21 protein-coding genes are annotated in these 25,097 nt (G+C 61.6%); 19 read left to right on the forward strand and 2 right to left on the reverse strand.

The window, feature by feature from the left end; all coding sequences use genetic code 11:
* The first annotated feature begins 62 nt into the window (after positions 1-62).
* Positions 63-2,522: an ATP-dependent helicase gene (locus ACOQOQ_RS10545; RefSeq protein ID WP_420566947.1), complete on the forward strand. Its 2,460-nt coding sequence runs from the start codon at positions 63-65 to the stop codon at positions 2,520-2,522.
* Positions 2,523-2,993: 471 nt separating this feature from the next.
* On the opposite strand, the gene ACOQOQ_RS10550 is transcribed toward ACOQOQ_RS10545, so the two are convergent.
* Positions 2,994-3,212, reverse strand: a complete 219-nt coding sequence (locus ACOQOQ_RS10550) for a DUF1127 domain-containing protein (RefSeq protein ID WP_420566948.1) — start codon at positions 3,210-3,212, stop codon at positions 2,994-2,996.
* Between the two features lie 272 nt (positions 3,213-3,484).
* Between ACOQOQ_RS10550 and ACOQOQ_RS10555 the strand changes: the two genes are divergently transcribed.
* From ACOQOQ_RS10555 to murD, 9 genes are all read left to right on the forward strand, one after another.
* Entirely contained in the window at positions 3,485-4,558 is a 1,074-nt protein-coding gene (locus ACOQOQ_RS10555) for a P-loop NTPase (RefSeq protein ID WP_420566949.1), read from the forward strand.
* A gap of 730 nt (positions 4,559-5,288) precedes the next feature.
* Positions 5,289-5,783 carry a division/cell wall cluster transcriptional repressor MraZ gene (gene mraZ, locus ACOQOQ_RS10560; RefSeq protein ID WP_420569759.1) on the forward strand — a complete coding sequence of 165 codons (495 nt, stop codon included), beginning with the start codon at positions 5,289-5,291 and terminating at the stop codon, positions 5,781-5,783.
* Positions 5,783-6,760, forward strand: coding sequence for a 16S rRNA (cytosine(1402)-N(4))-methyltransferase RsmH (gene rsmH / locus ACOQOQ_RS10565; protein ID WP_420566950.1), 978 nt, complete (start codon positions 5,783-5,785; stop codon positions 6,758-6,760). The genes mraZ and rsmH overlap by 1 nt, the downstream gene beginning before the upstream one ends.
* On the forward strand, positions 6,760-7,098 hold the full coding sequence (gene ftsL / locus ACOQOQ_RS10570; RefSeq protein WP_420566951.1) for a cell division protein FtsL: 339 nt from the start codon (positions 6,760-6,762) through the stop codon (positions 7,096-7,098). The genes rsmH and ftsL overlap by 1 nt, the downstream gene beginning before the upstream one ends.
* Positions 7,095-8,879, forward strand: a complete 1,785-nt coding sequence (locus tag ACOQOQ_RS10575) for a peptidoglycan D,D-transpeptidase FtsI family protein (protein WP_420566952.1) — start codon at positions 7,095-7,097, stop codon at positions 8,877-8,879. Before ftsL ends, ACOQOQ_RS10575 begins: the two co-directional genes overlap by 4 nt.
* Positions 8,880-8,909: 30 nt before the next feature.
* Positions 8,910-10,391 (forward strand): UDP-N-acetylmuramoyl-L-alanyl-D-glutamate--2,6-diaminopimelate ligase, encoded by a 1,482-nt coding sequence (locus tag ACOQOQ_RS10580; protein WP_420566953.1) that lies wholly within the window; start codon positions 8,910-8,912, stop codon positions 10,389-10,391.
* A complete protein-coding gene (locus ACOQOQ_RS10585) occupies positions 10,391-11,824 on the forward strand; it encodes a UDP-N-acetylmuramoyl-tripeptide--D-alanyl-D-alanine ligase (RefSeq protein WP_420566954.1) in 1,434 nt (477 codons plus the stop codon). Before ACOQOQ_RS10580 ends, ACOQOQ_RS10585 begins: the two co-directional genes overlap by 1 nt.
* Before the next feature lie 36 nt (positions 11,825-11,860).
* The gene (mraY, locus tag ACOQOQ_RS10590) at positions 11,861-12,943 is read left to right on the forward strand and encodes a phospho-N-acetylmuramoyl-pentapeptide-transferase (protein ID WP_420566955.1); all 1,083 of its coding nucleotides are present in this window, start codon (positions 11,861-11,863) and stop codon (positions 12,941-12,943) included.
* A gap of 24 nt (positions 12,944-12,967) precedes the next feature.
* Positions 12,968-14,371: a UDP-N-acetylmuramoyl-L-alanine--D-glutamate ligase gene (gene murD / locus ACOQOQ_RS10595; RefSeq protein WP_420566956.1), complete on the forward strand. Its 1,404-nt coding sequence runs from the start codon at positions 12,968-12,970 to the stop codon at positions 14,369-14,371.
* Here murD and ACOQOQ_RS10600 read toward each other — a convergent pair.
* Positions 14,368-15,552 (reverse strand): NAD(P)/FAD-dependent oxidoreductase, encoded by a 1,185-nt coding sequence (locus ACOQOQ_RS10600; protein ID WP_420566957.1) that lies wholly within the window; start codon positions 15,550-15,552, stop codon positions 14,368-14,370. The genes murD and ACOQOQ_RS10600 overlap by 4 nt on opposite strands.
* 157 nt (positions 15,553-15,709) lie before the next feature.
* Here ACOQOQ_RS10600 and ftsW point away from each other — a divergent pair, with 157 nt between their 5' ends.
* The 9 genes from ftsW (at position 15,710) to ftsA (ending at position 25,022) form a co-directional block, all read left to right on the forward strand.
* Positions 15,710-16,876 (forward strand): putative lipid II flippase FtsW, encoded by a 1,167-nt coding sequence (gene ftsW / locus ACOQOQ_RS10605; protein WP_420566958.1) that lies wholly within the window; start codon positions 15,710-15,712, stop codon positions 16,874-16,876.
* Entirely contained in the window at positions 16,873-17,967 is a 1,095-nt protein-coding gene (locus ACOQOQ_RS10610) for a UDP-N-acetylglucosamine--N-acetylmuramyl-(pentapeptide) pyrophosphoryl-undecaprenol N-acetylglucosamine transferase (protein WP_420566959.1), read from the forward strand. The genes ftsW and ACOQOQ_RS10610 overlap by 4 nt, the downstream gene beginning before the upstream one ends.
* Before the next feature lie 4 nt (positions 17,968-17,971).
* Positions 17,972-19,372, forward strand: coding sequence for a UDP-N-acetylmuramate--L-alanine ligase (gene murC / locus ACOQOQ_RS10615; RefSeq protein WP_420566960.1), 1,401 nt, complete (start codon positions 17,972-17,974; stop codon positions 19,370-19,372).
* Between the two features lie 86 nt (positions 19,373-19,458).
* Positions 19,459-20,646: an APC family permease gene (locus ACOQOQ_RS10620; RefSeq protein WP_420566961.1), complete on the forward strand. Its 1,188-nt coding sequence runs from the start codon at positions 19,459-19,461 to the stop codon at positions 20,644-20,646.
* Positions 20,643-20,906, forward strand: coding sequence for a DUF2484 family protein (locus ACOQOQ_RS10625; RefSeq protein WP_420566962.1), 264 nt, complete (start codon positions 20,643-20,645; stop codon positions 20,904-20,906). The genes ACOQOQ_RS10620 and ACOQOQ_RS10625 overlap by 4 nt, the downstream gene beginning before the upstream one ends.
* Entirely contained in the window at positions 20,893-21,816 is a 924-nt protein-coding gene (gene murB, locus ACOQOQ_RS10630) for a UDP-N-acetylmuramate dehydrogenase (protein WP_420566963.1), read from the forward strand. Before ACOQOQ_RS10625 ends, murB begins: the two co-directional genes overlap by 14 nt.
* Before the next feature lie 96 nt (positions 21,817-21,912).
* Positions 21,913-22,827: a D-alanine--D-alanine ligase gene (locus ACOQOQ_RS10635; protein WP_420566964.1), complete on the forward strand. Its 915-nt coding sequence runs from the start codon at positions 21,913-21,915 to the stop codon at positions 22,825-22,827.
* Entirely contained in the window at positions 22,815-23,681 is an 867-nt protein-coding gene (locus ACOQOQ_RS10640) for a cell division protein FtsQ/DivIB (RefSeq protein ID WP_420566965.1), read from the forward strand. Before ACOQOQ_RS10635 ends, ACOQOQ_RS10640 begins: the two co-directional genes overlap by 13 nt.
* Before the next feature lie 6 nt (positions 23,682-23,687).
* Positions 23,688-25,022, forward strand: a complete 1,335-nt coding sequence (ftsA, locus tag ACOQOQ_RS10645; RefSeq protein WP_420566966.1) for a cell division protein FtsA — start codon at positions 23,688-23,690, stop codon at positions 25,020-25,022.
* The last annotated feature ends 75 nt before the right edge of the window (positions 25,023-25,097 follow it).

Raw genomic sequence — 25,097 nt, forward strand, 5'->3', positions numbered from 1 at the left:
ATGTGTGAACATAGGGGGAACAACACTTTATCTTGCGTCGTTGTGGCGCTAGATTGCCCCTCATGAGTCACTTTGATGAAAACGATGCCTTCGAGGGCGCCTCTTTGTCCCAGCGTGCCATGGCAGCGCGCCCGATGCCCTATCTGGACGAGCTGAACCCGGCCCAACGCGCTGCGGTCGAAGCGCTGGATGGCCCCGTGTTGATGCTGGCGGGGGCGGGTACGGGCAAGACCAAGGCCCTGACCACGCGCATCGTACATCTTATGAACACCGGCCGCGCCCAGCCGAACGAGATTCTGGCTGTGACTTTCACCAACAAGGCCGCGCGCGAGATGAAAAACCGCGTGGGTGGGATGCTGGGCCACGCCGCCGAGGGGATGCGGTGGCTGGGGACGTTTCACTCGATTTGTGTGAAGCTGTTGCGCCGCCATGCCGAGCTGATCAGTGTGGATGTTGAAGCGCCGCAAGGAGGCGTGGAACGCTCTTTGCACCTGAAGTCCAACTTCACCATTCTGGATACGGACGATCAGGTTAGGCTGCTGAAACAGCAGATCCGCGCCAACAACATTGACGAAAAACGCTGGCCGCCGCGGCAACTGGCCTCGATCATCGACAATTGGAAAAACCGCGCGTGGACGCCCGAACAGGTGCCGGCCGCTGAAGCAAGTGCCTTTAACAATCGCGGCACCGAGCTCTATGACCAGTACCAGCGCCGCCTGATCGAGCTGAACGCGGTGGATTTCGGGGATCTCTTGCTCCACATGGTCACGATTTTCCAGAAACATGACGACATTCTGGAACGTTACCGCCATTGGTTCCGCTACATTCTGGTGGACGAATATCAGGACACCAACGTGGCCCAATACCTGTGGCTGCGGCTGCTGGCGGGCGGGCACAAAAACATCTGCTGCGTGGGCGATGATGACCAGTCTATCTATGGCTGGCGCGGCGCCGAAGTGGGCAATATCCTGCGGTTTGAAAAGGATTTTCCGGGAGCCGAGGTGATCCGGCTGGAGCAGAACTATCGCTCGACCCCTCATATTTTGGCCGCGGCCGCCAACGTCATCAAGGGCAACGAGGGGCGTCTTGGCAAAACCCTGTGGACTGAAGCGGAAGAGGGCGAAAAGGTCCGTCTGATGGGGCTTTGGGACGGCGAGGCCGAGGCGATCTGGGTCGGTGACGAGATTGAATCGCTACAGCGCGGCACCCGTGGATTGCGGCCTTACGGTCTGGATCAGATGGCGATCCTTGTCCGCGCGTCGCACCAGATGCGCGCGTTCGAGGACCGGTTCCTGACCATCGGGCTGCCTTATCGCGTGATCGGCGGGCCGCGATTCTATGAACGGATGGAGATCCGCGATGCCATGGCCTATTTCCGGGTCGTGACCTCGCCCAGCGATGATCTGGCGTTTGAGAGGATCGTGAACACCCCCAAGCGCGGCCTTGGCGACAAGGCACAGCAGACCATTCAGGCGGTCGCGCGTGCAAATGGTGTACCCCTGCTTGAGGGGGCACGGCTGGCACTTGCAGACGGACTGATCAAAGGCAAGGGCGGTGCGAATCTGCGCCAGTTGGTTGACGATTTGGGGCGCTGGAACGCGATGACACGGGGGCCGATTCTGGCTTTCGAGGATACAGGTGACGACGTGCTTGACGACGGTGCCGCGCAGCCTCAGTTTGCCGACCCCGAGGTCTCGCACGTGGAACTGGCCCAGATCATTCTGGACGAATCCGGTTACACCACCATGTGGCAGAACGATAAGACACCCGAGGCACCGGGCCGCCTGGAGAACCTCAAGGAACTGGTCAAGGCCCTGGAACAGTTCGAAAATCTGCAAGGCTTCCTGGAGCATGTCAGCCTGATCATGGACAATGAACAGGGGGATGACGGTGCCAAAGTCAGCATCATGACGCTGCACGCCGCCAAGGGCCTTGAATTCCCGGTGGTCTTTCTGCCGGGGTGGGAGGATGGGCTGTTCCCCTCGCAGCGCAGCATGGACGAATCCGGCTTGAAGGGCCTCGAGGAAGAGCGTCGTCTTGCCTATGTGGGCATCACGCGGGCCGAAGAGCTATGCACCATCACCTTCACCAGCAATCGGCGGGTGTTTGGGCAGTGGCAGTCGCAGTTGCCGTCGCGTTTCGTCGATGAACTGCCCGAGGATCATGTTGAGGTCTTAACCCCTCCGGGGCTTTATGGCGGTGGTTTCGGCGCAGCGCGGCCCTCGTCGGGGGTGGAAACACGCGCGGCGGAGGCAGACGGGTATGATTCTCCGGGGTGGCGCAGAATGCAGGAGCGTTCGTCTCGGCGGCCGGTTAGTCAGCCGCGCGAAAGCCGCAACATGACGATCGACGCGACAGCAGTGGCGTCATTTGACATCGGCGCGCGCGTTTTCCATCAGAAATTCGGCTATGGCCAAGTGATGGATGTAGAAGGCGACAAGCTGGATATCGAGTTTGACAAGGCAGGCCGCAAGCGCGTAGTCGCGCGGTTTGTCACCTCGCAGGACGACATTCCGTTTTAAATCACAAAACGCGTCAAGCAATTGTACGGGCCCCTGACAGGGCGCCCGTCGGTTCCGCGTGTCCAGATTTTGCATGTCCTGAAATAGAAAACGGCGGCACCCAGGGAGGAGGAGAGGGTGCCGCCGTCTTATCAACGACCCACCCAGGGAGGAGGAGAGGGCGGTCGTATTATGGTCAAGGATGCGGCGACCTCTAGGGAGGAGGAGAAGAGATCGCCGCTCTTGACAACGATGGGAACCAAGGGAGGAGGAGGGCCCATCGTATTCTGTTGTAAGTGCGGCGATCCCCAGGGAGGAGGAGAGGAGATCGCCGCTCTTAGTTACGAAACCCTCAGGGAGGAGGAAGAGGGGTCCGTATCTGTGTGGGCTTTGCGGCCCGAATTAGGTGCGGTGACATCAGGGAGGAGGAGAGATGCCACCGCTGTTCCAGAAACCCCAGGGAGGAGGAGAGGGGTTCCCGAACCGTTGTTCTTAGTGCGCGTCGTAGACGTGCTCGTATGCGACCGACCGGATCTGAGCGCGGCACAGGCCAAGGTCACGCAGTTCTGCGTTGCTCAGGGCGGCCAGTTCGTTCAGCGTGCTACGGTAAGTCTTGTACCGGGCGTAACGCGCGCCCAGGTTTTTGATCAGGGCGGCGAAACGATCAGTGATGCCGTGCGGGGCATTTTGGATGTCTGATGCGTAAGCCATAATGTTTCTCGTCTTGTTCGTGTTCGTCAGCGTTTCCTGTGCTGATGGGTCTAATTTAGAATATTGCTGCATCTGCACAATACCTTTTGCTGCATTGCAGCTATGCATGAGATGCATAAGTATTGCTGACCTATCGTAAGCTTCCATACCAAATGTGGAAACTGGGTATCCGGCAGGTTTCTGAACAATCCCCATGTCACGATTCATTTTGGGGCTTGTTTCCTGCCCCAAATACATCACCTATTGCGTCGACTTTTTGACAGGAGGCCCAGATGGCAGTCACGCGCGACCAGATAGAGAAGGCGCTTGCCCAGATACAGATCCCAGGTGGGGGCACGCTGATGTCTCGGGAATTCATGCGCGCTTTGCATATCGACGGGCAAAGCGTCTCGTTCGTGATCGAGGCCCCGAACGCTCAGGCTGCCCAGGCGCTGGGTCCGGTGCGTGATCAGGCCGAGGCCGCCGTGCAGGCCTTGCCCGGTGTTTCGAAGGTGATGGTCGCGCTGACAGCCCACGGGCCCGCGGCCCCGCAAAAGCCGGCGCCAAACCTGAAAATAGGTGGTCACCCCACACCGCAGGCCGGCCCGACCAAGCCCGATGGTATCGATAAGATCATCGTCGTCGGCTCGGGCAAGGGGGGCGTGGGCAAATCCACGGTTTCGTCGAACCTGGCCGTCGCACTGGCCAAGCAGGGGCGCAAAGTTGGCCTGCTGGATGCCGATATCTATGGCCCCTCTCAGCAGCGGATGATGGGCACGACCAAACGCGCGGCCAGCCCGGATGGCAAGGTAATCACCCCGCTGCACAACCACGGAGTCACGCTGATGTCGATCGGCATGATGATGGATCCGGACAAGGCGGTGATCTGGCGTGGGCCGATGCTGATGGGGGCGTTGCAGCAGATGCTGGGCCAGGTTGAATGGGGGCAGCTGGACGTCTTGATCATCGATCTGCCGCCCGGCACAGGTGATATCCAGCTCAGCCTGTGTCAGAAAACGCTCCTTGACGGTGCCATCGTCGTTTCGACCCCACAGGACGTGGCGCTGATTGATGCGCGCAAGGCAATCGACATGTTCGATAAGCTGAAAACCCCCGTGCTGGGCCTGATCGAGAACATGTCTGTCTATCACTGCCCCAATTGCGGGCACGAGGCGCATATCTTCGGTCACGGCGGTGTCGCGGACGAGGCAGACAGGCTGGGCGTGCCGTTGCTGGCGCAGCTGCCGATTGATCTGGACACGCGTCTGGCTGGGGACGCGGGCACGCCGATTGCCACCGGGGACAGCCCGATGGCGCAGGCCTATGCTCAGCTGGCCGAAGGGCTGATCAAGGGCGGCATGGCCTGACCTCGAACGGCTTGGATCACATGTAGGCCCGATCCAAGGATGATCTGGGACGGCATGGTACTTTTGGGATCTTACGGGAATTCCGGCGCGCCCGGCCTCTGGTTTCAGGGGGCGGGCGCGAATCACTTCGGCTGAAATCGGCGTGAGCTCTGATAAATCCCGGCGAAACCATGGGAATGCGCTGGGAATTCGCGGGAACTGGGTGGAATTTCGCGGACTCTTGGCCTCATCGGCTTCGATCTTCACCAAAATCGTCAAAAAAATTCAGATCCGTCCGGGAAAAGAGGGTGAGGGTTTCTGACACTATATGTAGTGGCAGTGATTCTCTTCTTGTCAAATTGTGCTTGAAAACCTTCGGAAAACTGTGACTCGAACCGATTCCCATAGGGGTGAGTTCAGGAGTCATGTGGGAATATCCCTCGAATTCCTGTTGATTTCCATGAATTCCCATGGCATCCATAGTTCATCGAATGAGAACGGGCACAGGGGCAACAAGACCCCGAACCAAAATAATAAAAAGCAGGTTTCATACAGGCTCCGCTTTCATCGAACCAAGAGATCCGGCGCGCGGGCGAGCAGACATCCCCCCAGGTGGCGCGTGCAGCTGGACACACCCCGCAAAGCGGGACGAGGGCGGCGAATTGGGCAGTGGCAGCAGCTCAATTCGCCGTTTTCCGTAAAAAGCCCGGCAACGGGTTGGGACAGGTAAAGGAGCGCCGCTTTGGCCGGCATGTTCATAGGCGAGCACACCTTCAAGGTGGACGGAAAGGGACGCGTGTCGATCCCTGCCGATTTTCGTCATGAACTTACCGAGGGCGACCCGATGGCCGCCAGCACTGGCCGTCCCCGCATGGTGATCGTCTATGGTCACACCACTCAGAAACAACTGACTGTTTACACATTCGACGGCTTCAAAGCGCTGGCCGAAGATATTCGTGCTTTGCCGCGTGGTTCGAAGCGCCGCAAGATCATGGAACGCATGATCCTGAACCTGGCGCGCACCACCGAGCTGGATGGCGATGGCCGTTTCGTTCTGCCGCAGATGCTGCGCGACAAGATCGCGCTGGACGGCACCGCCTATTTCGCCGGCATGGGCGAAACCTTCGAGATTTGGAAACCCGAAACATTCGACGAAGAAAACGCCCAGTTCGCTGAGGACTGGGTCGAGGAAATGGGCCCCGGGGCCGACCCGCTGGCCCTGCTGGACGAATTGGGGGATGACTGATGTCTGACGCCGATAACCCTCATATTCCTGTACTTCTGCGGCCGCTTCTCAAAGCGGTCGCGCCTGTCTCTGGGGTTTGGTTGGACGGCACTTTTGGTGCAGGTGGATACACGCGTGGACTGTTGGCGGCAGGTGCGGACAAGGTGATCGGCGTAGATCGCGACCCATTGGCGTTTGAAATGGCCGCGCCTTGGATTGGCGAGTATGGCGACCGGCTGGAGCTGGTTCAGGGCGTGTTCTCTAAGCTGGACGAATACGCCAGCGATCTGGACGGTGTCGTGTTGGATCTGGGTGTCAGTTCGATGCAGCTGGACCTTGCTGAGCGTGGCTTTTCCTTCATGAAGGACGGCCCGCTGGACATGCGGATGAGCCAGTCTGGCCCCACCGCTGCCGACATCGTGAACACCGCCTCGGAATCCGAGCTGGCCGACATCCTGTTTACCTTTGGCGAAGAACGCGCCAGCCGCCGCATAGCGCGCGCGATCGTCAATGACCGCGAGACGCAGCCCTTTACCACGACACTGCAATTGGCAGGGCTGATCGAACGTCTGTTGCCGCGCAAAAAACCGGGTCAGTCACACCCCGCGACCCGCAGCTTTCAGGCGCTGCGTATCGCAGTGAACGCCGAGTATGACGAGCTGATCGGGGGGCTAGAGGCCGCCGAACGCGCGCTCAAACCCGGCGGAAAACTGGCCGTGGTCACGTTTCACTCGATCGAAGACCGCATGGTCAAACGATTCTTTCAATCCCGTGCCGGGGTGTCTGGGGGCAATCGCTATGCGCCTCAGGCTCAGGAAGAACCCGCACAGTTTCAACAAGTTAGCCGCAAGGCCATCGGTCCCGACGATCAAGAGCTTGAAGAAAACCCCCGCTCGCGCAGCGCCAAGCTGCGGGTGGGAATTCGCACCGATGCACCAGCAGGCGAGACGGATCGCAAGAAGCTGGGAATGCCCATGCTGGCAAAGGGGAAACGGTAATGCGTAGTTTGCTTTTTGTTCTGACCGCCCTTGCTGTCATCGGATCGGCCTTCTGGGCGTATCACGAAAATTATAAGACACAGGCCGCACTGGACCGCGCGGACGAACTGCACCGCCAGATCGCGCAATCGCGCGCTCGTTTGGGGATGTTGCGCGCCGAATGGGCCTATTTGAACCGCCCTGACCGCCTGCGAGAGCTGGCCGTCATTAACTATGAACGGCTCGAACTGATGGTCTTTTCACCCACGCAATTCGGGCGTGTCGATCAGGTCGCGTATCCGTCCGAGGATCCCCTGGCGCGGGTTGCGAACTCGGTTGAGGTAAGAGGGCAGCAATGATCCGCACACCGCTTCGACCTCTGGCCCGCATTCTGGATGCCCGCAGCAAGGGTGAAAATCCCGACGCGATCGAGCGTGAAAACATCCGGCTGCGCCACGAACAGATGCGCGACAAGGCGCGTGCGCGCGCCGAAAGCCGCTTGCTGATTCTGGCGCTTGCGTTTTTCTGCGCCTATGCGGTGATCGGGCTGCGGATGGGGGTTCTGGCCTCAAGCGAACCAACCGAGCCGCGCGCCAGTGTGGCAGGCGCGGACATTCGGGCGCAGCGGGCCGACATCGTGGACCGTCAGGGCCGAATTCTGGCAACGAATATCGAGACTTACTCGCTTTACGCCAAGCCTCAGGTGATGATCGAACCCGAGCGCGCCGCCCGTGAACTGGCCCAGATGTTCCCCGAGATGACCGAGGAAAAGCTGCTGAAGCAATTCACCGGCAAGCGCAAATTCCTGTGGCTGCGTCGCAAGCTAAGCCCCGAGCAAAAGCAGGCGGTGCATGATATTGGCGAACCCGGGCTGCTGTTCGGCCCGCGCGAGATGCGCCTGTATCCCAACGGCAAGCTGGCCGCGCATGTGCTGGGTGGGGCCAGCTTTGGCGTAGAAGACGTGAACGCCGCCGAGGTAATCGGCGTGGCCGGGGTCGAGCGGATGTTCGACGAGCAGCTGCGCGATCCGGCGCGCGCGGACAAGCCTTTGCAGCTGTCGCTGGACCTGGCCGTTCAGGACGCGGCCGAGCGTGTTTTGTATGGCGGAATGCGCCTGATGAATGCCAAGGGCGCCGCGGCCGTGCTGATGGATGTGCATACGGGCGAGGTTATCTCGTTGGTTTCCTTGCCGGATTTCGACCCAAATGACCGTCCGCGCCCGCCGACCAAGGGGCACGCCGCTGATAGCCCGTTGTTCAACCGCGCGGTACAGGGCGTGTACGAACTGGGCTCGACCTTCAAGATTTTCACCACCGCCCAGGCGTTGGAACTGGGCCTGGTCAACCCTATGACCGAGATCGACACTCGCGGTCCCTTGCGTTGGGGCAAGCACCGGATTCGCGACTTCCACAATTACGGTCCCAAGCTGACAACGACCAAGGTGATCGTGAAATCCTCGAATATCGGGACGGCACGTATCGCCCAGATGATCGGGGTGGATCGGCAGAAGGATTTCTTGGGTCGTCTGGGGTTTTTCAAGCCAACTCCGCTTGAGATCACCGAGGCCAGCGGCGGCACCCCGCTGCTTCCGCCCAACTGGTCCGAGCTTTCGACCATGACCATTTCTTATGGGCACGGGCTGTCGGCCACGCCCCTGCACCTTGCGTCGGGCTATGCGGCGATCGCCAATGGCGGCTTCCAAGTTTCACCGACTGTTCTGCGCCAGGATGGCCCGCGTCACGGAAATCGCGTGATCTCGGCCCAGGCGGCCGAAGCCTCGCGCTATATGCTGCGCAAAGTGGTCACCGAAGGCACCGCAAGCTTTGGCGAGGTCGAAGGCTATGGCGTTGCGGGCAAAACCGGGACTGCCGACAAGCCCAAGGAAAACGGCGGTGGCTACTATGACGACAAGGTCATCGCTACATTCGCAAGCATGTTCCCCGTGGATGATCCCAAGTATGTTCTGGTGGTGACGCTGGACGAACCGGTCGACACCACCGGCCCCGAGCCGCGCCGCACCGCCGGTTGGACTGCCGTACCCGTCGCGGCCGAGATTATCCGCCGTGTCGCGCCCATGCTGGGGCTGCGTCCTTCGATTGAACCCGAGGGCCGGGCTGATATAACGCTGACATCGAATTAAGCCGGGGACAAACTCGGGAAAGGCGCGAACATGTCAGGGCAGCATAAATCACTTTCCGAGCTGGGGCTGACCGCGCAGGCCGGACGCGATGCCGTGATTACGGGGGTTGCCGTGGACAGCCGCGAGGTAGCGCCGGGGTTTCTGTTTGCAGCTTTGCCAGGCACGGCCGAGCATGGCGCCAAGTATATCGCCTCGGCGCTGGAATATGGGGCCACCGCCATTCTGACCGATACCGAGGGCGCCCGTTTGGCCGCTGACGTCTTGGAAATGTCGGATGCCGCGCTGGTCGTTGCCGAGGATCCTCGCCAAACTCTTGCTTTTAGTGCCGCGCTTTGGTTCGGCGCCCAGCCGCCAGTGATGATTGCCGTGACAGGCACGAACGGGAAAACTTCGGTGTCGACCTTCACGCGGATGATCTGGGCTGAACTGGGTCATGACGCCGTTAACCTTGGCACCACCGGCGTCGAGGGGGCATTCCAGGCCCCTCTGGCTCACACCACCCCCGAGCCGATCACCCTGCACCGGATGCTGTCTCGCGTCGTCCATTCGGGTGTGACCCACGCCGCGATGGAGGCCTCCTCGCACGGGCTTGCGCAACGTCGTCTGGACGGAGTTCATCTGCGCGCGGCGGGCTTTACTAATTTCACGCAGGACCACCTGGATTATCACAAGACGTTCCAGGAATATTTCGATGCCAAGGCTGGCCTGTTCGACCGTGTCCTGTCCGAGGACGGCGTCGCCGTGATCAACATCGACGATTCTCGCGGGGAAGATATGGCCCGTATCGCTGGCACACGGGGACAGGCGGTTCTGACGGTTGGCCGCAGCGAAAAGGCGCGTCTGCGCCTGCTGGGGCAGCGGTTCGAGGCAACGGGCCAGCAAATCCGCTTTTCCTATGAAGAAAAGGTCCACATGTGCCACCTGCCCTTGATCGGGGGGTTTCAGGCGGAAAACGTCCTGCTGGCGGCCGGTCTGGTCATCGGCTGCGGCGAAGAGCCCGAGAGCGTTTTCGAAACCCTGCCGCATCTTACCGGCGTGCGCGGCCGGATGCAGCTGGCCGCCGTGCGCGAAAACGGGGCCTCGGTCTTTGTGGACTACGCGCATACGCCCGATGCCGTGCGGACCGCTCTGCAGGCGATGCGCCCGCATGTGATGGGCCGCCTTGTCGCCATCATCGGCGCGGGCGGGGATCGTGATGCCACCAAACGCCCTCTGATGGGGCAGGCCGCCGCTGAAAACGCGGACCTTGTGATTGTGACCGACGATAATCCCCGCTCGGAAGATCCGGCGGCGATCCGGCAGGCGGTGATGCTGGGGTGCCCAGGTGCGCTGGAAATCGGCGACCGGGCCGAGGCGATCCTGCGCGGCGTTGACGCCCTGGGGCCCGGCGATGCGCTGCTGATCGCGGGCAAGGGGCATGAAACCGGCCAGATCGTGGGTGACGACGTGCTGCCCTTTGATGATGCAGAGCAAGCCAGCGTGGCCGTATTGGCCCTGGACGGAGGTGTATGATGAGCCTTTGGACCGCCGCCGAGGCCGCCGCCGCAACGGGGGGGCGCGCTGTTGGCAACTGGGCTGTGGATGGTGTCTCGATCGATACCCGAACGATCCAGCCCAATGATTTGTTCGTGGCGCTGAAAGCCGCGCGCGATGGCCATGATTTCGTCGCGCAGGCACTGGAAAAAGGGGCCGGCGCCGCCTTGGTCAGCCATATACCCGAAGGCGTGGCACAGGATGCGCCGCTGCTGATTGTCGATGATGTGCTGACCGGCCTTGAGGATCTGGCGGCAGCCGCCCGCGCACGCACCAAGGCGCAAGTGGTGGCGGTGACCGGGTCGGTGGGAAAAACCTCGACCAAGGAAATGCTGCGCACTGTCTTGAGCGGACAGGGCAAGACCCATGCTGCCGAGGCCAGCTATAACAATCACTGGGGTGTTCCGCTGACACTGGCGCGGATGCCCGAGGACACGGATTATGCCGTGATCGAGATCGGTATGAACCATCCCGGCGAGATCGCTCCGCTGGCGCGTCTGGCCCGTCCGCATGTCGCGATGATCACCACTGTCGCCGCAGCCCATCTTGAGGCATTCGAGAACCTTGACGGGATCGCCCATGAAAAGGCCAGCATCTTCGAAGGGCTGGAGCCCAGAGGTGTGGCCGTGGTGAACGGAGATCTGCCTACCAGTCCCATTCTGGAAGATACCGCCCGCCGCTATGGGGCCGATCTTATCACTTTCGGTGAGGCGCGCCGCAATCATCACCGGCTGACAGAAGTGACGCTGGTCGATGACGTGACAATCGCTCAGGGCCGTGCCTGGCGTCGCCCGGTGCTGTTCAAGGTCATGGCCGCCGGTCGCCATTTTGCCGTCAATGCGATGGGCGTGATGGCCGTGGCTCATGCGCTGCACATGGACACTGCCATGGCCGCCGGGGACATCGCGCAATGGGTGCCGCCCGCAGGCCGGGGCTTCCGTCAGCGGATCCAGCTGGACAAGGTGATGGAGGAACAGGCGCTGGAGTTGATCGATGATGCGTTCAACGCCAACCCGACCTCGATGGCAGCCGCGCTTGAAGTTTTGGCGGCAGCGCGTCCCATCGATGGGGTGGGGCGCGTCGCACAGGGCCGCCGCGTGGCATTCCTTGGCGATATGCTGGAATTGGGCCCCGATGAAATGGCGCTGCATGAAGCCATCGCGGATTTATCCTTTTTGCAGGGCGTCGACATCATCCATTGCGTCGGGCCGCGCATGAACAAACTCTGGGCCAAACTGCCCCCCGCCAAGCGCGGAGACTGGACAGAAGAGGCAAAACCCATGGCCGCGCGTGTCCATCGGCTGATTGATGCCGGTGACGTGGTGCTGGTGAAGGGTTCGAAGGGGAGTAAGGTGTCTGAGGTTGTTGACGCCATCAAGAAACTGAGCCAAGGGACCCCCCAAGCTGAATAACTGTCGGCCAAACGCCGGACTGGAAGGACTGAACTTATGCTGTATTGGCTGACCGAGCTGTCGGACGGTGGCGATTTCTTCAACCTGTTTCGCTATATCACCTTCCGTTCGGGCGGAGCGTTCATGACGGCCCTGATCTTCGGATTCCTGTTTGGGCGACCGCTGATCAACGTGTTGCGCCGCAAGCAGGGCAAAGGTCAGCCCATCCGCGATGATGGCCCCGAGGGGCATTTCGTCAAAGCGGGCACGCCTACCATGGGCGGGCTGCTGATCGTGGGGGCGCTGTTGACCTCGACCCTGCTATGGGCGCGTCTGGACAACCCTTTTGTCTGGCTGGTCCTGTTCGTGACAATGGCCTTTGGCCTGATCGGTTTCGCTGACGACTATGCCAAGGTCAGCAAGCAAAACACCGCTGGTGTACCGGGCAAAGTGCGGCTTTTGCTGGGGTTTGTGATCTCGGGCATCGCGGGTTTTTGGGCCACGATGTACCACCCTGAGGCTCTGCAATACCAACTGGCCTTGCCTGTTTTCAAAGACACGCTGATCAACCTAAGCTTCTTCTTCATCCCGTTTGCGATGATCGTGATTGTCGGCTCGGCCAATGCGGTAAACCTGACGGACGGGCTGGACGGGCTGGCCATCATGCCGGTGATGATCGCCAGTGGGACGCTGGGCGTTATCGCCTATGCCGTAGGCCGCGTTGACTTTACCGAGTATCTGGACGTGCACTATGTGCCCGGCACCGGCGAGATCCTGATCTTTGTCGCGGGGCTGATCGGCGGCGGCTTGGGCTTTTTGTGGTATAACGCCCCGCCTGCGGCCGTGTTTATGGGCGACACCGGATCGCTTGCCTTGGGCGGCGCTTTGGGCGCCATTGCCGTTGCCACCAAACACGAAATCGTCTGGGCCATCGTTGGCGGGCTGTTCGTGGTCGAGGCGTTGTCCGTGATCATTCAGGTCCTGTACTTCAAACGCACGGGCAAACGGGTTTTCCTGATGGCGCCGATCCATCACCATTATGAGAAAAAGGGCTGGGCCGAGCCTCAGATCGTGATCCGGTTCTGGATCATCGCGCTGATCCTGGCCATGATCGGCCTGGCGACGCTGAAGGTTCGCTAATCCGCACAGCATAAGGGGCAGCAGATGATACCGGTCAGAGGGTTCGAAGGTCATCAGGTGGCGGTTCTGGGGCTTGGGCGCTCGGGGTTGGCCACAGCGCGGGCGCTGCAGGCTGGCGGCGCTGTCCCCGTCTGTTGGGATGACAACCCCGCGGCACGCGCGACGGCCGAGGCCGAGGGCTTTGCCACGCGCGATCTGAAGAAACAGGGCGCGTTCGAAGGCATCGCCAGCCTGATCGTCAGCCCCGGTATTCCGCATCTTTATCCCGAACCGAACAAGGTCATCGCCGCAGCGTGGAACGCCGGTGTGCCGGTGGACAACGATATCGGCCTGTTCTTCCGCTCGTTCGCGGGCGGCGCATGGGACGAGTTTGAAACCCCGCCGCGGGTGATCGCGGTTACGGGCTCGAACGGGAAATCGACGACCTCGGCTTTGATCCATCATGTGCTGACCGAGGCCGGTCGTCCCTCGCAATTGGCGGGAAATATCGGGCGTGGGGTGCTGGATATCGACCCGCCCGAAGATGGCGGCGTGGTGGTGCTTGAGCTGTCCAGCTATCAGACCGAGCTGGCCCGCGCGCTGACGCCGGATGTGGCGGTGTTTACCAATCTCAGTCCCGATCATCTGGATCGCCATGGCGGCATGGGTGGCTATTTCGCGGCCAAGCGACGGCTCTTTGCCGAGGGCGGTCCGGATCGTGCCATCATCGGCGTGGACGAACCCGAGGGGCAATACCTGGCCAACCAGCTGTCCGAAGGGGCAGGGGATGCGCGGGTGATCCAGGTGTCGGTCGAACGCAAGCTGACCGGTCCAGGCTGGCAGGTCTGGGCGCGCAAAGGGTTCCTGAGCGAATATCGCAAGGGTCGGCAGGCGGGCTCGATTGACCTGCGTCAGGTCACGGGATTGCCCGGCGCGCATAACCATCAGAATGCCTGCGCCGCCTATGCGGCTTGCCGCGCGCTGAACCTGTCGCCGCGCTTGATTGAGGACGCGTTTCACACCTTCCAGGGCCTGCCGCACCGCAGCCAGACCATCGCCGAGGCAGATGGCGTGCGCTATGTGAACGATTCCAAGGCCACGAATGTGGACAGCGCTGCCAAGGCTCTGCAGGCGTTTCAGAACATCCGTTGGATTTGCGGCGGGCTGGAAAAAGAGGGCGGGTTGGATCAGCTGACCGCAGCCACAGGCCATGTGAAAAAGGCCTATGTGATTGGCCGCGAGGCCGCCCATTTCGCGATGCAGCTTGAGGGGGTCGAGGCCGAGGTTTGTACTGACATGGAGACCGCAGTCACACGCGCCATGGCGGACGCCGAACCGGGCGATACCGTCCTGCTGGCCCCTGCGGCGGCCAGCTTTGACCAATATGACAGCTTCGAAAAACGCGGCGAGGATTTCGCAAACTGCGTGCAAAGGGCGCTTGAAGCCTAGGCTTTGCGCGCCTTGATGGCCTGACCGGCGGCCCAACCCGATGACCAGGCCCACTGGAAATTGAAGCCGCCCAACCAGCCGGTCACGTCCACGGCTTCGCCAATGAAATAGAGGCCGGGGATGGTTTTCGCCTCCATCGTGGCCGAGTTCAACCCGTCCGTGTCTATCCCGCCCAGCGTGACCTCGGCGGTGCGGTACCCCTCAGATCCGGCGGGCGTCAGCACCCAACCATGGATCAGGTCGGCCAGCGCGCGCAGGGATTTATCGCTCTGATCAGCCAAATTGCCCATCAGCGCCCATTCTGTGCTCAGATGATCGGCCAGCCGCGCGGGCAGGATCTGGCCCAGCATGGTGGACAGGTTCTTGCGCCCCGCCGACTGACGCAGGCTGCGCAGCGTTTCGAACGCATCCGCGCCGGGCAGCAGGTTCACCGAAATGTCCTGTCCCTCGTTCCAGAACGAGGAAATTTGCAACACCGCAGGGCCAGAGATGCCGCGATGGGTGAACAGCATATTTTCGTCAAAGCTGGTGGTTCCAGCCGTCGCACGCACCGGCAAAGACACGCCCGCCAGCCCTGAAAATCGTTCGGGGGGGAAAGTCAGCGGAACAAGTCCGGGGCGTGTGTCTGTCACGTTCAGTCCGAACTGCCGGGCGATGTCATAGGCCAGCCCGGTCGCACCCATCTTGGGGATGGATTTGCCGCCCGTTGCCACCACAAGATTGCGCGCGGTCACGGTTTTGCGGCGGCCGTTGTTCTCGGTGATCACGCGGAAACCGCTTTCGTCGTGCGCAACCTCTACTATCCCGGCCTCAAGCCAGACGGTGGCATCGGCCTTGGCAGCTTCCTCCAGCAGCATGGCAACGATCTGCTTGGCCGAGCCGTCGCAGAACAGCTGTCCCAGCGTTTTTTCGTGCCAGGCGATGCCGTGTTTGCCGACCAGATCAATGAAATCCCACTGGGTATAGCGCGCCAGGGCGGATTTGACGAAATGCGGGTTCGCGGACAGGAAATTTCCCGGCTCGGCATACATGTTGGTGAAGTTGCAGCGCCCGCCGCCCGAAATGCGGATTTTCTCGCCCGGAGCCTTGGCATGGTCCAGCACAAGGCAACGCCCACCCGCATGGGCGGCGCACATCAGGCCGGCGGCTCCGGCGCCAAGGATCAGCGTGTCATAGTTCATACGCCTCGCCTGCCTGATGCGCGCCCGATTGGCAAGGGCTTGCTGATAGGCAGGGTTTGTGGGGCTTTTATCTCTGGCCCCGAGGGGTGTGATTCGGTACACTGGCGGGAACAGACCCCACAAAGGGGCGTATCAGAGGCAGAAACGGCGGTTACCCATGACTGAGATGGTCTATGGCTCGATGCCTGTAAGGCAGGGCGAGCCCGTACTTCCAAAATGGTGGCGGACGATCGACAAGTGGTCGATGTCCTGTATTTTGGGGCTGTTTGGTGTGGGGCTTTTGTTGGGCTTTGCAGCATCACCCCCGCTGGCCGAAAAGAACGGCTTTTTGCCCTTTCACTATGTCCAACGCCAAGCCTTTTTCGGCGGCATTTCCCTGATGGTGATGCTGATCACCTCGATGATGGGGCCAGTGATGGTACGCAGACTGGCGGTGCTGGGCTTTATCGTGTCCTTCATTGCGCTGCTTGGGCTGCCGATCTTTGGTACCGACTTTGGCAAGGGTGCAGTGCGCTGGTATTCGCTAGGTTTTGCGTCGGTGCAGCCGTCTGAATTCCTTAAACCCGCGTTTGTTATCGTGGCCGCCTGGCTGCTGGCCTCTGCACAGGAAATCAACGGCCCTCCGGGGCGGTTGTGGTCCTTTGCGCTGGCGATTGTCATCGTGACCATTCTGGCACTGCAGCCCGATTTTGGACAGGCTAGCCTGGTGCTGTTTGGCTGGGGCGTGATGTATTTCGTGGCAGGTGCCCCGATGCTTCTGCTGGTTGGTATGGCCGGGATGGTCGTGCTGGCGGGCACTTTCGCCTACAATAATTCCGAGCATTTCGCCCGCCGCATTGACGGTTTCCTGTCGCCCGATGTCGATCCGACCACGCAGCTGGGTTATGCCACCAATGCCATCCAAGAGGGCGGTTTTTTTGGCGTCGGCGTGGGCGAAGGCGCGGTGAAATGGTCGCTTCCCGATGCGCATACCGACTTTATCATCGCCGTTGCCGCCGAGGAATACGGGCTGATCCTGGTGCTGTGCATCATCGCGCTTTACTCGGTCATCGTGTTGCGCAGTTTCTTCCGCCTGATGAAGGAACGTGACCCGTTCATCCGTCTGGCCGGTACCGGTCTGGCCGCGATGTTCGGTGTGCAGGCGATGATCAACATGGGCGTGGCCGTGCGCCTTCTGCCCGCCAAGGGCATGACCCTGCCGTTCGTCAGCTATGGGGGCTCGTCCCTGATCGCGGGGGGGATTGCCGTGGGGATGCTGCTGGCCTTTACCCGGACACGTCCGCAGGGCGAGATCGGAGACATTCTACGAGGACGATACAAATGACCACGCAGCCTTTGCTGGTGATTGCAGCCGGCGGGACCGGCGGCCACATGTTCCCTGCGCAGGCCCTGGCCGAGGCGATGCTGCGCCGTGGCTGGAGGGTGAAACTGTCCACTGATGCGCGCGGTGCCCGCTATACCGGCGGCTTTCCGCATTCGGTTGAAATCGAGCAGGTTTCCAGCGCCACCTTTGCGCGTGGGGGCATTCTGGCCAAAGCCGCTGTGCCCTTTCGCATTCTGGGGGGCGTTCTGGGCATGGTGATGCGGATGAAACGCGACCGGCCCGCCGTCGTCGTTGGCTTTGGCGGTTATCCGTCCATTCCGGCCATTGGCGCTGCGACCCTGCTGAAACTGCCGCGGATGATCCACGAACAAAACGGTATCTTGGGCCGTGTGAACCAGGTTTTTGCCAAGCGCGTTGACGCTGTGGCCTGCGGCACTTGGCCCACCGATCTGCCCGAAGGGGTCGAGGGCGTCCATACCGGCAATCCGGTGCGCAAGGCGGTGCATGACCGCGCAGGGGCGGGCTATATCACGCCCGGAGAGTACCCGATGTCGATCCTGGTGATGGGCGGCTCTCAGGGGGCGCGCATCCTGTCGGACGTGGTGCCCGGTGCGATTGCGGCGCTTCCGCCCGAACTGTTGCAATATGTCCGCGTCAGCCATCAGGCCCGCGACGAGGATTTCGACCGGGTCACGGAATTCTACGCCGAACATGGCATCGCTGCGGACGTGCAGCCCTTTTTCCATGACGTTCCCACCCGGATGAGCGAGGCGCAGCTGGTGATCTCGCGCTCGGGTGCGTCCAGTGTGGCCGATATCAGCGTGATCGGGCGGCCGTCCGTCCTGGTGCCCTTTGCCGCAGCCACCGGTGACCATCAAACCGCCAATGCCCGCGGGCTGGTCGAGGCAGGCGCCGCCATCCTGATCCCCGAAAAGCGGCTTGAGGTTTCCGCGCTGGCAGAGCAAATAGCCACGGTGCTGACCAATCCGCAAGGCGCACTGATGATGGCGAATGCCGCGCTAAGCTGCGGCAAACCCGAAGCGACCGAAGAGCTGGTGCAGATGGTCGAAGCACTGGCAAAGAAGGACTGATACCATGAACGCAGCAACCAAGCTGCCCACCGATGTGGGCCCCATCCATTTCGTGGGCATCGGTGGGATCGGCATGTCCGGCATCGCCGAGGTGCTGTTGAATCATGGCTATACCATTCAGGGCAGCGACCTGAAGACCAGCAAGATCACCGACCGTCTGGCCGGGATGGGCGCGACTATCTTCGAAGGCCAGCGCGCTGACAATCTGGCAGGCGCCGAGGTCATCGTGATCTCGTCCGCGATCAAACCCGGCAACCCCGAATTGGACGAGGCCCGCCGTCTGGGCCTTCCTGTCGTGCGCCGCGCCGAAATGCTGGCTGAACTGATGCGCCTGAAATCCAACATTGCCGTCGCGGGCACGCATGGGAAAACTACCACGACCACCATGGTGGCCACCCTGCTGGACGCGGGCAACGTGGATCCGACCGTGATTAATGGCGGCATCATTCACGCCTATGGCAGTAACGCTCGGATGGGCGAGGGCGAGTGGATGGTGGTCGAGGCGGACGAGAGCGACGGCACCTTCAACCGTCTGCCCGCCACCATCGCCATCGTCACCAATATCGACCCCGAGCATATGGAACACTGGGGCACGATCGAAAACCTGCGTCAGGGCTTTCTGGATTTCGTGTCCAACATCCCCTTTTACGGTCTGGCCGTGTGCTGCACTGATCACCCCGAGGTGCAAGCCTTGGTCGGCAAGATCACCGACCGCCGCGTCGTGACCTTTGGCTTTAACGCACAGGCGGATGTGCGCGCTGCCAACCTGACCTATAAAAAGGGCGTTGCGCATTTCGATATCCAGCTGCAGGCCGAAGGCATCACCATCGAAAACTGCCGCCTGCCGATGCCGGGGGATCACAACGTTTCCAACGCCTTGGCAGCTGTTGCCGTTGCCCGTCACCTGGGCATGAAGGCCGATGAAATCCGCGAGGCTCTGGACGCGTTCAAAGGCGTAAACCGCCGCTTTACCAAGGTGGGTGAGGTGAATGGCGTTTCGATCATCGACGATTACGGCCACCACCCGGTGGAAATCGCCGCCGTGTTGAAAGCTGCGCGCCAAGCGACCGAGGGCCGCGTGATCGCCGTGCACCAGCCACACCGCTACAGCCGCCTGCATTCCCTGTTCGAAGATTTCTGCGCTTGCTTCAACGATGCCGACGTCGTGGGTATCGCCGAGGTTTTTGCCGCCGGAGAGGACCCAATCGAGGGTGCCAGCCGCGATGATCTGGTTGCAGGGCTGATTCAACATGGGCACCGGCACGCGCTGGCCGTCACCTCCGAAGATGATCTAGAGGCGCTGGTCCGCGCCGAGGCGAAACCGGGCGACATGGTCGTTTGTCTGGGCGCTGGCACGATCAGCGCATGGGCGCACGGGCTGCCGGCGCGTTTGGGGCAAGCATAACGCGACACTCTGCGCGCGCTTGGCACTGGACGCATGGCGCGTGATCGGCATGATTGGCCACGCGCGACTGACGAAAGGGGGCGCGGATGTCTGAGAAACTGAAACGACGGATCGGTCTTGGCCTGCTGACCGCCTATGGCGTTGGCGTCATGGTTGGCGCGGGCATCTATGTGCTGGTGGGCGCGGTTGCCGATCAGGCGGGGATCTGGTCTCCGCTGGCTTTTGCCATCGCGGGGCTGATCGCTGCCCCCACGGCGCTCAGCTATTCGGAATTTTCCACTCGTATCCCCGAGGCCGCAGGCGAGGCAGCATATGTCGCAAAGGGTTTCAACATCCCCCTGATTGCCCTGATCGTCGGACTGGCCATCGTCATGGCGGGCACGGTTTCCGCCGCAGCCGTGCTGCGCGGCGGGGTGGGGTATCTGACCTCGGTTCTGGATGTGCCCAGCACCTGGGCCATCATCGTTGTGGGTGCGGCTTTGACCATCGTTGCCATCCTGGGCGTGCTGGAGAGCCTTGCCTTGGCGGCGGTTTTCACGGTGGCCGAACTGGCTGGTTTGGCTCTGGTCGTATGGGCCGGTTTCGGCGCTGAGGCTTCGCCCAACTTCACGGTTCCAGAGATGCCCGTCTGGCCCGGTGTAGGCGCAGCCGCGGTACTGGCTTTCTTTGCCTTCATCGGGTTCGAGGACATCGTCAACATGGCCGAAGAGGTGGAAAACCCCACCCGCACCATGCCCCGTGCCATACTTTTATCGCTGCTGATCACCAGCGTCATCTATGCGCTTGTCAGCTTTGCGGCCATCCGAGCGGTGCCGCTGGAAGAGTTGGCCGCCTCGGATCGGCCGTTGGTTCTGGTGTGGCAGGCACGGCATGATACAGGCGCCGATCTCTTTGCGTTGATCGCCGTGGTGGCCGCGCTGAACGGTGTGCTGGCGCAGATCGTCATGGCCAGCCGGGTGTTGTTCGGTTTGGGCAAGCGCTATGTTTTCTTGCGCCCGTTCTACCACGCGCATTCCCGGTTCGGCACGCCTGTTCTGGCCACAGGCCTTTTGGGTGCCATCGTGATTTTCGCCGCTGCCAACCTGCCGATCGCATCGCTGGCCGAGGCAACCTCGACCCTGCTTCTCAGTGTTTTCGTGCTGGTGAACCTGGCGCTGATCGCCGTGAAACGCGCGCAGCCGCAGGCGCCTTTCCGGGTGCCCATGGCGGTGCCCGTCGTAGGAGTGATCCTGGCGGGCGCGGCCCTGATCGTCAGCATTGCGGGTTTGCTATGAGCTGGGCGCTGATCCTTGCCTTCGCGTGGTTCGTGACTGCGAATTTGGGCGCCATGGTGCCCAGCAAACGCCACCATTGGCCTTTCGCCTATGTTCTGATCGCGGTGGGCATTCCCATTCTTGGCGGGGTGGTTTATCTGCATGGGCTCTGGGTCGGTGCGCTGATCCTGGTGGCCGCCATGTCCGTCTTGCGCTGGCCGGTGATTTATCTGTTCCGCTGGCTCAAGCGAAAAGGAAAGACCAAAGATGCAGATGCCTGAGGTGCGCGGTCGCCTGACCCCTGGCAAACTCTTGTCCGAGCTGACCTGGCTGCGCGTTGGCGGCCCGGCGGACTGGCTGTTTCAGCCCGCGGATGTCAAGGATCTGCAGGCGTTTCTGGCGGGGCTGGATGGCTCGGTTCCGGTGTTCCCGATGGGCGTTGGCTCGAACCTGATCGTGCGTGATGGCGGGTTGCGTGCCGTGGTGATCCGGCTGGGGCGGGGCTTCAACGGCATCAGCATTCAGGGCGACCGGGTGACTGCCGGAACCGCTGCGCTGGACGCGCATGTGGCCCGCAAAGCCGCCGAGGCCGGGGTGGACCTGACCTTTCTGCGCACCATTCCGGGCAGTATCGGCGGGGCCGTGCGAATGAACGCGGGCTGCTATGGCTCCTATGTCGCGGACGTGTTCGTGCAGGCGCGGGCGGTGACGCGGGACGGCCAAATCGTTACCCTGACCGCCGAGGACCTGCAATTCCAGTATCGCCAATCCAACCTGCCCGACGGCATGGTGATTTTCGAAGCCACGTTCGAGGGGCCGACAGGGGATCCGCAGGAACTGGCGGACCGGATGCAGGCACAGCTTCAAAAACGCGATGAAACCCAGCCGACCAAGGACCGCAGCGCGGGCAGCACCTTTCGCAACCCTGCGGGCTTTTCCAGCACCGGGCGCGCGGATGATGTGCATGACCTGAAAGCGTGGAAGGTGATTGACAACGCGGGGATGCGCGGCGCCACGCGCGGCGGGGCGCAAATGAGCGAAAAGCACTCGAACTTCCTGATCAATACAGGGGCAGCCACGGCCGCCGATCTGGAAGGATTGGGCGAAGAGGTGCGAAAAAAGGTTTACGATTCTCAGGGGATCACGCTAGAATGGGAAATCATGCGTGTCGGTGAACCGGCCGCGGATTAAGGGGTGCAAAAACCCCGGTTCAGGCCTGCAAAGACGGGTCATCAAAGCAATAAAACGACCGCGTAAACGGTCTGAACATTGAGGCACAGTGTGGGTATGTCGAGCAGGGCAACCCCGAAAGTGGCGGTATTGATGGGTGGCCCCTCGGCCGAGCGCGAGGTGTCCTTGTCCACCGGGCGTGAATGCGCCGCTGCTTTGCGGGACGAAGGTTTTCAGGTGATCGAGGTCGATGCGGGCCCCGATTTGCCCGCGCGACTGTCTGAAATCAAACCCGATGTTGTGTTCAACGCCCTGCATGGCCGCTGGGGCGAGGATGGCTGTGTGCAGGGCCTGCTGGAATGGATGGGCATTCCGTACACGCATTCGGGGGTTCTGGCCTCGTCTCTGGCGATGGACAAAGAGCGCACCAAGCAGGTTTACCGGGCCCATGGCCTGCCCGTGGCCGACAGCATTCTGGCGGAGAAGTCCGAGGTCGAAGCGCGTCATGTGATGGCGCCTCCTTACGTGGTGAAGCCGTATAACGAAGGCTCCTCTGTTGGGGTGTACATCGTGCAAGAGGCCGCGAATGCGCCGCCCAAACTGAACGAGGATATGCCCGACACGCTGATGGTGGAACAATACGTGCCGGGGCGCGAGCTGACGACCACGGTGATGGGCGACCGCGCGCTGACCGTGACCGATATCGTCGTGGACGGCTGGTATGACTACCACGCAAAATACGCAGAGGGCGGGTCATACCACGTGGTGCCCGCAGATATTCCGGCCGAAATTTTCGACGCCTGCCTAGACTATGCCCTGCGCGCGCATGATGCGTTGGGCTGCAAGGGGCTAAGCCGCACCGATTTTCGTTGGGATGATAGCCGCGGGCTGGACGGGTTGATCCTGCTGGAAACCAACACGCAACCCGGTATGACACCAACATCGCTGTCGCCTGAACAGGCTGAAAAGGCAGGGATCAGTTTCGGAGCGTTGTGTCGCTGGCTGGTGGAGGACGCGTCATGCAACAGGTGATGCCCAAAGCCGATCCCGCGCCCTCGCGCCTGGCCTACCGGATGCAGCGGATGATGCTGACGCCGCTGGTGCGCGGGTTGCTGCGTATTGGGTTGCCTTTCGCGATCGCAGCGGGCGGGACCTCGATCTATCTATCCGACGAAGACCGCGTGGACGCCATTCGCCTGGCCGTTCTGGACGTGCGCAAACAAATTGAGTCGCGCCCCGAGTTCGAGGTCAAACTGATGGCCATCGACGGCGCCGGTCCTGAAATTGCCGAAGACATCCGCGAGATTGTGGCGATCGATTTTCCCATCAGCTCGTTCGATCTGTCGCTGGCAGATATTCGCGGCACAATCATGCAGCTGCCTGCAATTGCGGATGCAAGCGTGCGGATCAAACCCGGCGGCGTGTTGCAGGTGGACCTGACCGAGCGGGTGCCGGTGATCTTGTGGCGCTCGGCGCAGGGGCTGGTGCAACTGGATATCGAGGGTAATTACGTGGGCGAGGCTGCCTCGCGCGCGCTACATGCCGAATTGCCGGTAATGGCAGGGGCAGGGGCCGACAAGGCTGTGGCCGAGGCCAAGCAGATCCTGGCAGCAACCGGCCCATTGGCCGAGCGCGTGCGCGGGTTGGAACGGATCGGTCAGCGCCGCTGGGACGTGGTTCTGGATCGCGGCCAGCGTATCTTGCTGCCCGTAGAAAACCCGGTGCAGGCGCTGGAGCGCGTGCTGGTGCTGAACCAATCCCAGGACATGATGGCGCGCGATCTGGCCCATGTGGACATGCGGATCGCCGCGCGGCCGACCATTCGGATGAACCCCGAGGCCGTGCAGCAATGGTGGAAAATCAAGAAGATCAGTGCAGGAGACTGACGGACCATGACCCAGCTATACGAAGCGCAACGCGCAATGCGGAACATGCGAAAAGCGGCCATGCAGCGGGGCGTGATTGCCATTCTGGACGTGGGCAGCTCGAAAATCGGCTGCCTTGTGCTGCGGTTTGACGGCTCGGACCGTTTGAAAGACGCCGAGGGCGTTGGCCCCATGGCCGGGCAGGCTGGGTTCCGTGTGATTGGTGCGGCGACGACCCGCTCGCGTGGGGTGCGCTTTGGCGAGATCGACGCCATGCAGGAAACCGAACGTGCAATTCGGACCGCCGTGCAGGCGGCGCAGAAAATGGCGAATATTCGCGTGGACCACGTAATCGCAGCCTTTGCCGGCGCCGAGCCGCGTAGCTATGGGTTGGCCGGTGCGATCGACGTCGAAGGCAACGTGGTGTCCGAACAGGACATCAGCCGCGTTCTGGCCTCGTGTGATGTGCCCGACTATGGGATCGGTCGCGAGGTGCTGCACGCCCATCCGGTGAATTTCGCACTTGATCACCGCTCGGGGCTGTCCGATCCGCGCGGACAGATCGGTAATACACTGTCTACGGACATGCATATGTTGACCGTCGATGCGACCGCGGTGCAGAATCTGGCCCATTGCGTCAAACGCTGCGATCTGGAGCTGGCAGGGATCGCCTCGTCTGCTTACGTGTCTGGTATTTCGGCTTTGGTCGAAGACGAGCAGGAGCTGGGCGCGGCCTGTATCGACATGGGCGGCGGGGCGACCAGCCTGTCGATCTTCATGAAGAAACACATGATCTATGCCGATACCGTGCGCATGGGCGGGGATCACGTCACCGGAGACATCTCGATGGGTCTGTCCGTGCCATTTACCACGGCGGAACGGATCAAGACTTTTTACGGCGGGGTGCACGCGACCGGTATGGACGACCGCGAGATGATCGACTTGGAGGGCGACACTGGCGATTGGGAGCATGACCGACGAACCGTTAGCCGTGCCGAGCTGATCGGGATCATGCGGCCTCGGGTCGAGGAAATTTTGGAAGAGGTTCGCGCCCGATTGGACGCTGCCGGTTTTGATCATCTGTCCAGCCAGCAAATCGTGCTGACGGGCGGGGGCAGCCAGATCCCCGGTCTGGACGGGCTGGCCAGCCGCATTCTGGGTCATCAGGTACGCCTGGGTCGCCCCTTGCGTGTGCACGGCCTGCCGCAGGCCGCGACAGGCCCCGGCTTTGCCAGCGCAGTGGGGCTTTGCCTGTTCGCGGCGCATCCTCAGGACGAATGGTGGGACTTCGATCTGCCGGTCGAGCGCTATCCGGCCCGTTCTTTGCGCCGTGCGGTCAAATGGTTCCGCGACAACTGGTAAATCGCGCGTGAAACCGCCTGTGTCTGGTGGTTAGGGGGTGACGCGGGGCTTTGTCGGGTGTAGAATTCCCTTAAC

The sequence above is a fragment of the Thalassovita sp. genome (assembly GCF_965218685.1).
Taxonomy (GTDB): domain Bacteria; phylum Pseudomonadota; class Alphaproteobacteria; order Rhodobacterales; family Rhodobacteraceae; genus Thalassobius.

Coding starts and splice junctions, on each gene's coding strand:
- ACOQOQ_RS10545 (WP_420566947.1), top strand. CDS start 63: ATGAGTCACTTTGATGAAAACGATGCCTTCGAGGGCGCCTCTTTGTCC.
- ACOQOQ_RS10550 (WP_420566948.1), bottom strand. CDS start 3,212: ATGGCTTACGCATCAGACATCCAAAATGCCCCGCACGGCATCACTGAT.
- ACOQOQ_RS10555 (WP_420566949.1), top strand. CDS start 3,485: ATGGCAGTCACGCGCGACCAGATAGAGAAGGCGCTTGCCCAGATACAG.
- mraZ (WP_420569759.1), top strand. CDS start 5,289: ATGTTCATAGGCGAGCACACCTTCAAGGTGGACGGAAAGGGACGCGTG.
- rsmH (WP_420566950.1), top strand. CDS start 5,783: ATGTCTGACGCCGATAACCCTCATATTCCTGTACTTCTGCGGCCGCTT.
- ftsL (WP_420566951.1), top strand. CDS start 6,760: ATGCGTAGTTTGCTTTTTGTTCTGACCGCCCTTGCTGTCATCGGATCG.
- ACOQOQ_RS10575 (WP_420566952.1), top strand. CDS start 7,095: ATGATCCGCACACCGCTTCGACCTCTGGCCCGCATTCTGGATGCCCGC.
- ACOQOQ_RS10580 (WP_420566953.1), top strand. CDS start 8,910: ATGTCAGGGCAGCATAAATCACTTTCCGAGCTGGGGCTGACCGCGCAG.
- ACOQOQ_RS10585 (WP_420566954.1), top strand. CDS start 10,391: ATGAGCCTTTGGACCGCCGCCGAGGCCGCCGCCGCAACGGGGGGGCGC.
- mraY (WP_420566955.1), top strand. CDS start 11,861: ATGCTGTATTGGCTGACCGAGCTGTCGGACGGTGGCGATTTCTTCAAC.
- murD (WP_420566956.1), top strand. CDS start 12,968: ATGATACCGGTCAGAGGGTTCGAAGGTCATCAGGTGGCGGTTCTGGGG.
- ACOQOQ_RS10600 (WP_420566957.1), bottom strand. CDS start 15,552: ATGAACTATGACACGCTGATCCTTGGCGCCGGAGCCGCCGGCCTGATG.
- ftsW (WP_420566958.1), top strand. CDS start 15,710: ATGACTGAGATGGTCTATGGCTCGATGCCTGTAAGGCAGGGCGAGCCC.
- ACOQOQ_RS10610 (WP_420566959.1), top strand. CDS start 16,873: ATGACCACGCAGCCTTTGCTGGTGATTGCAGCCGGCGGGACCGGCGGC.
- murC (WP_420566960.1), top strand. CDS start 17,972: ATGAACGCAGCAACCAAGCTGCCCACCGATGTGGGCCCCATCCATTTC.
- ACOQOQ_RS10620 (WP_420566961.1), top strand. CDS start 19,459: ATGTCTGAGAAACTGAAACGACGGATCGGTCTTGGCCTGCTGACCGCC.
- ACOQOQ_RS10625 (WP_420566962.1), top strand. CDS start 20,643: ATGAGCTGGGCGCTGATCCTTGCCTTCGCGTGGTTCGTGACTGCGAAT.
- murB (WP_420566963.1), top strand. CDS start 20,893: ATGCAGATGCCTGAGGTGCGCGGTCGCCTGACCCCTGGCAAACTCTTG.
- ACOQOQ_RS10635 (WP_420566964.1), top strand. CDS start 21,913: ATGTCGAGCAGGGCAACCCCGAAAGTGGCGGTATTGATGGGTGGCCCC.
- ACOQOQ_RS10640 (WP_420566965.1), top strand. CDS start 22,815: ATGCAACAGGTGATGCCCAAAGCCGATCCCGCGCCCTCGCGCCTGGCC.
- ftsA (WP_420566966.1), top strand. CDS start 23,688: ATGACCCAGCTATACGAAGCGCAACGCGCAATGCGGAACATGCGAAAA.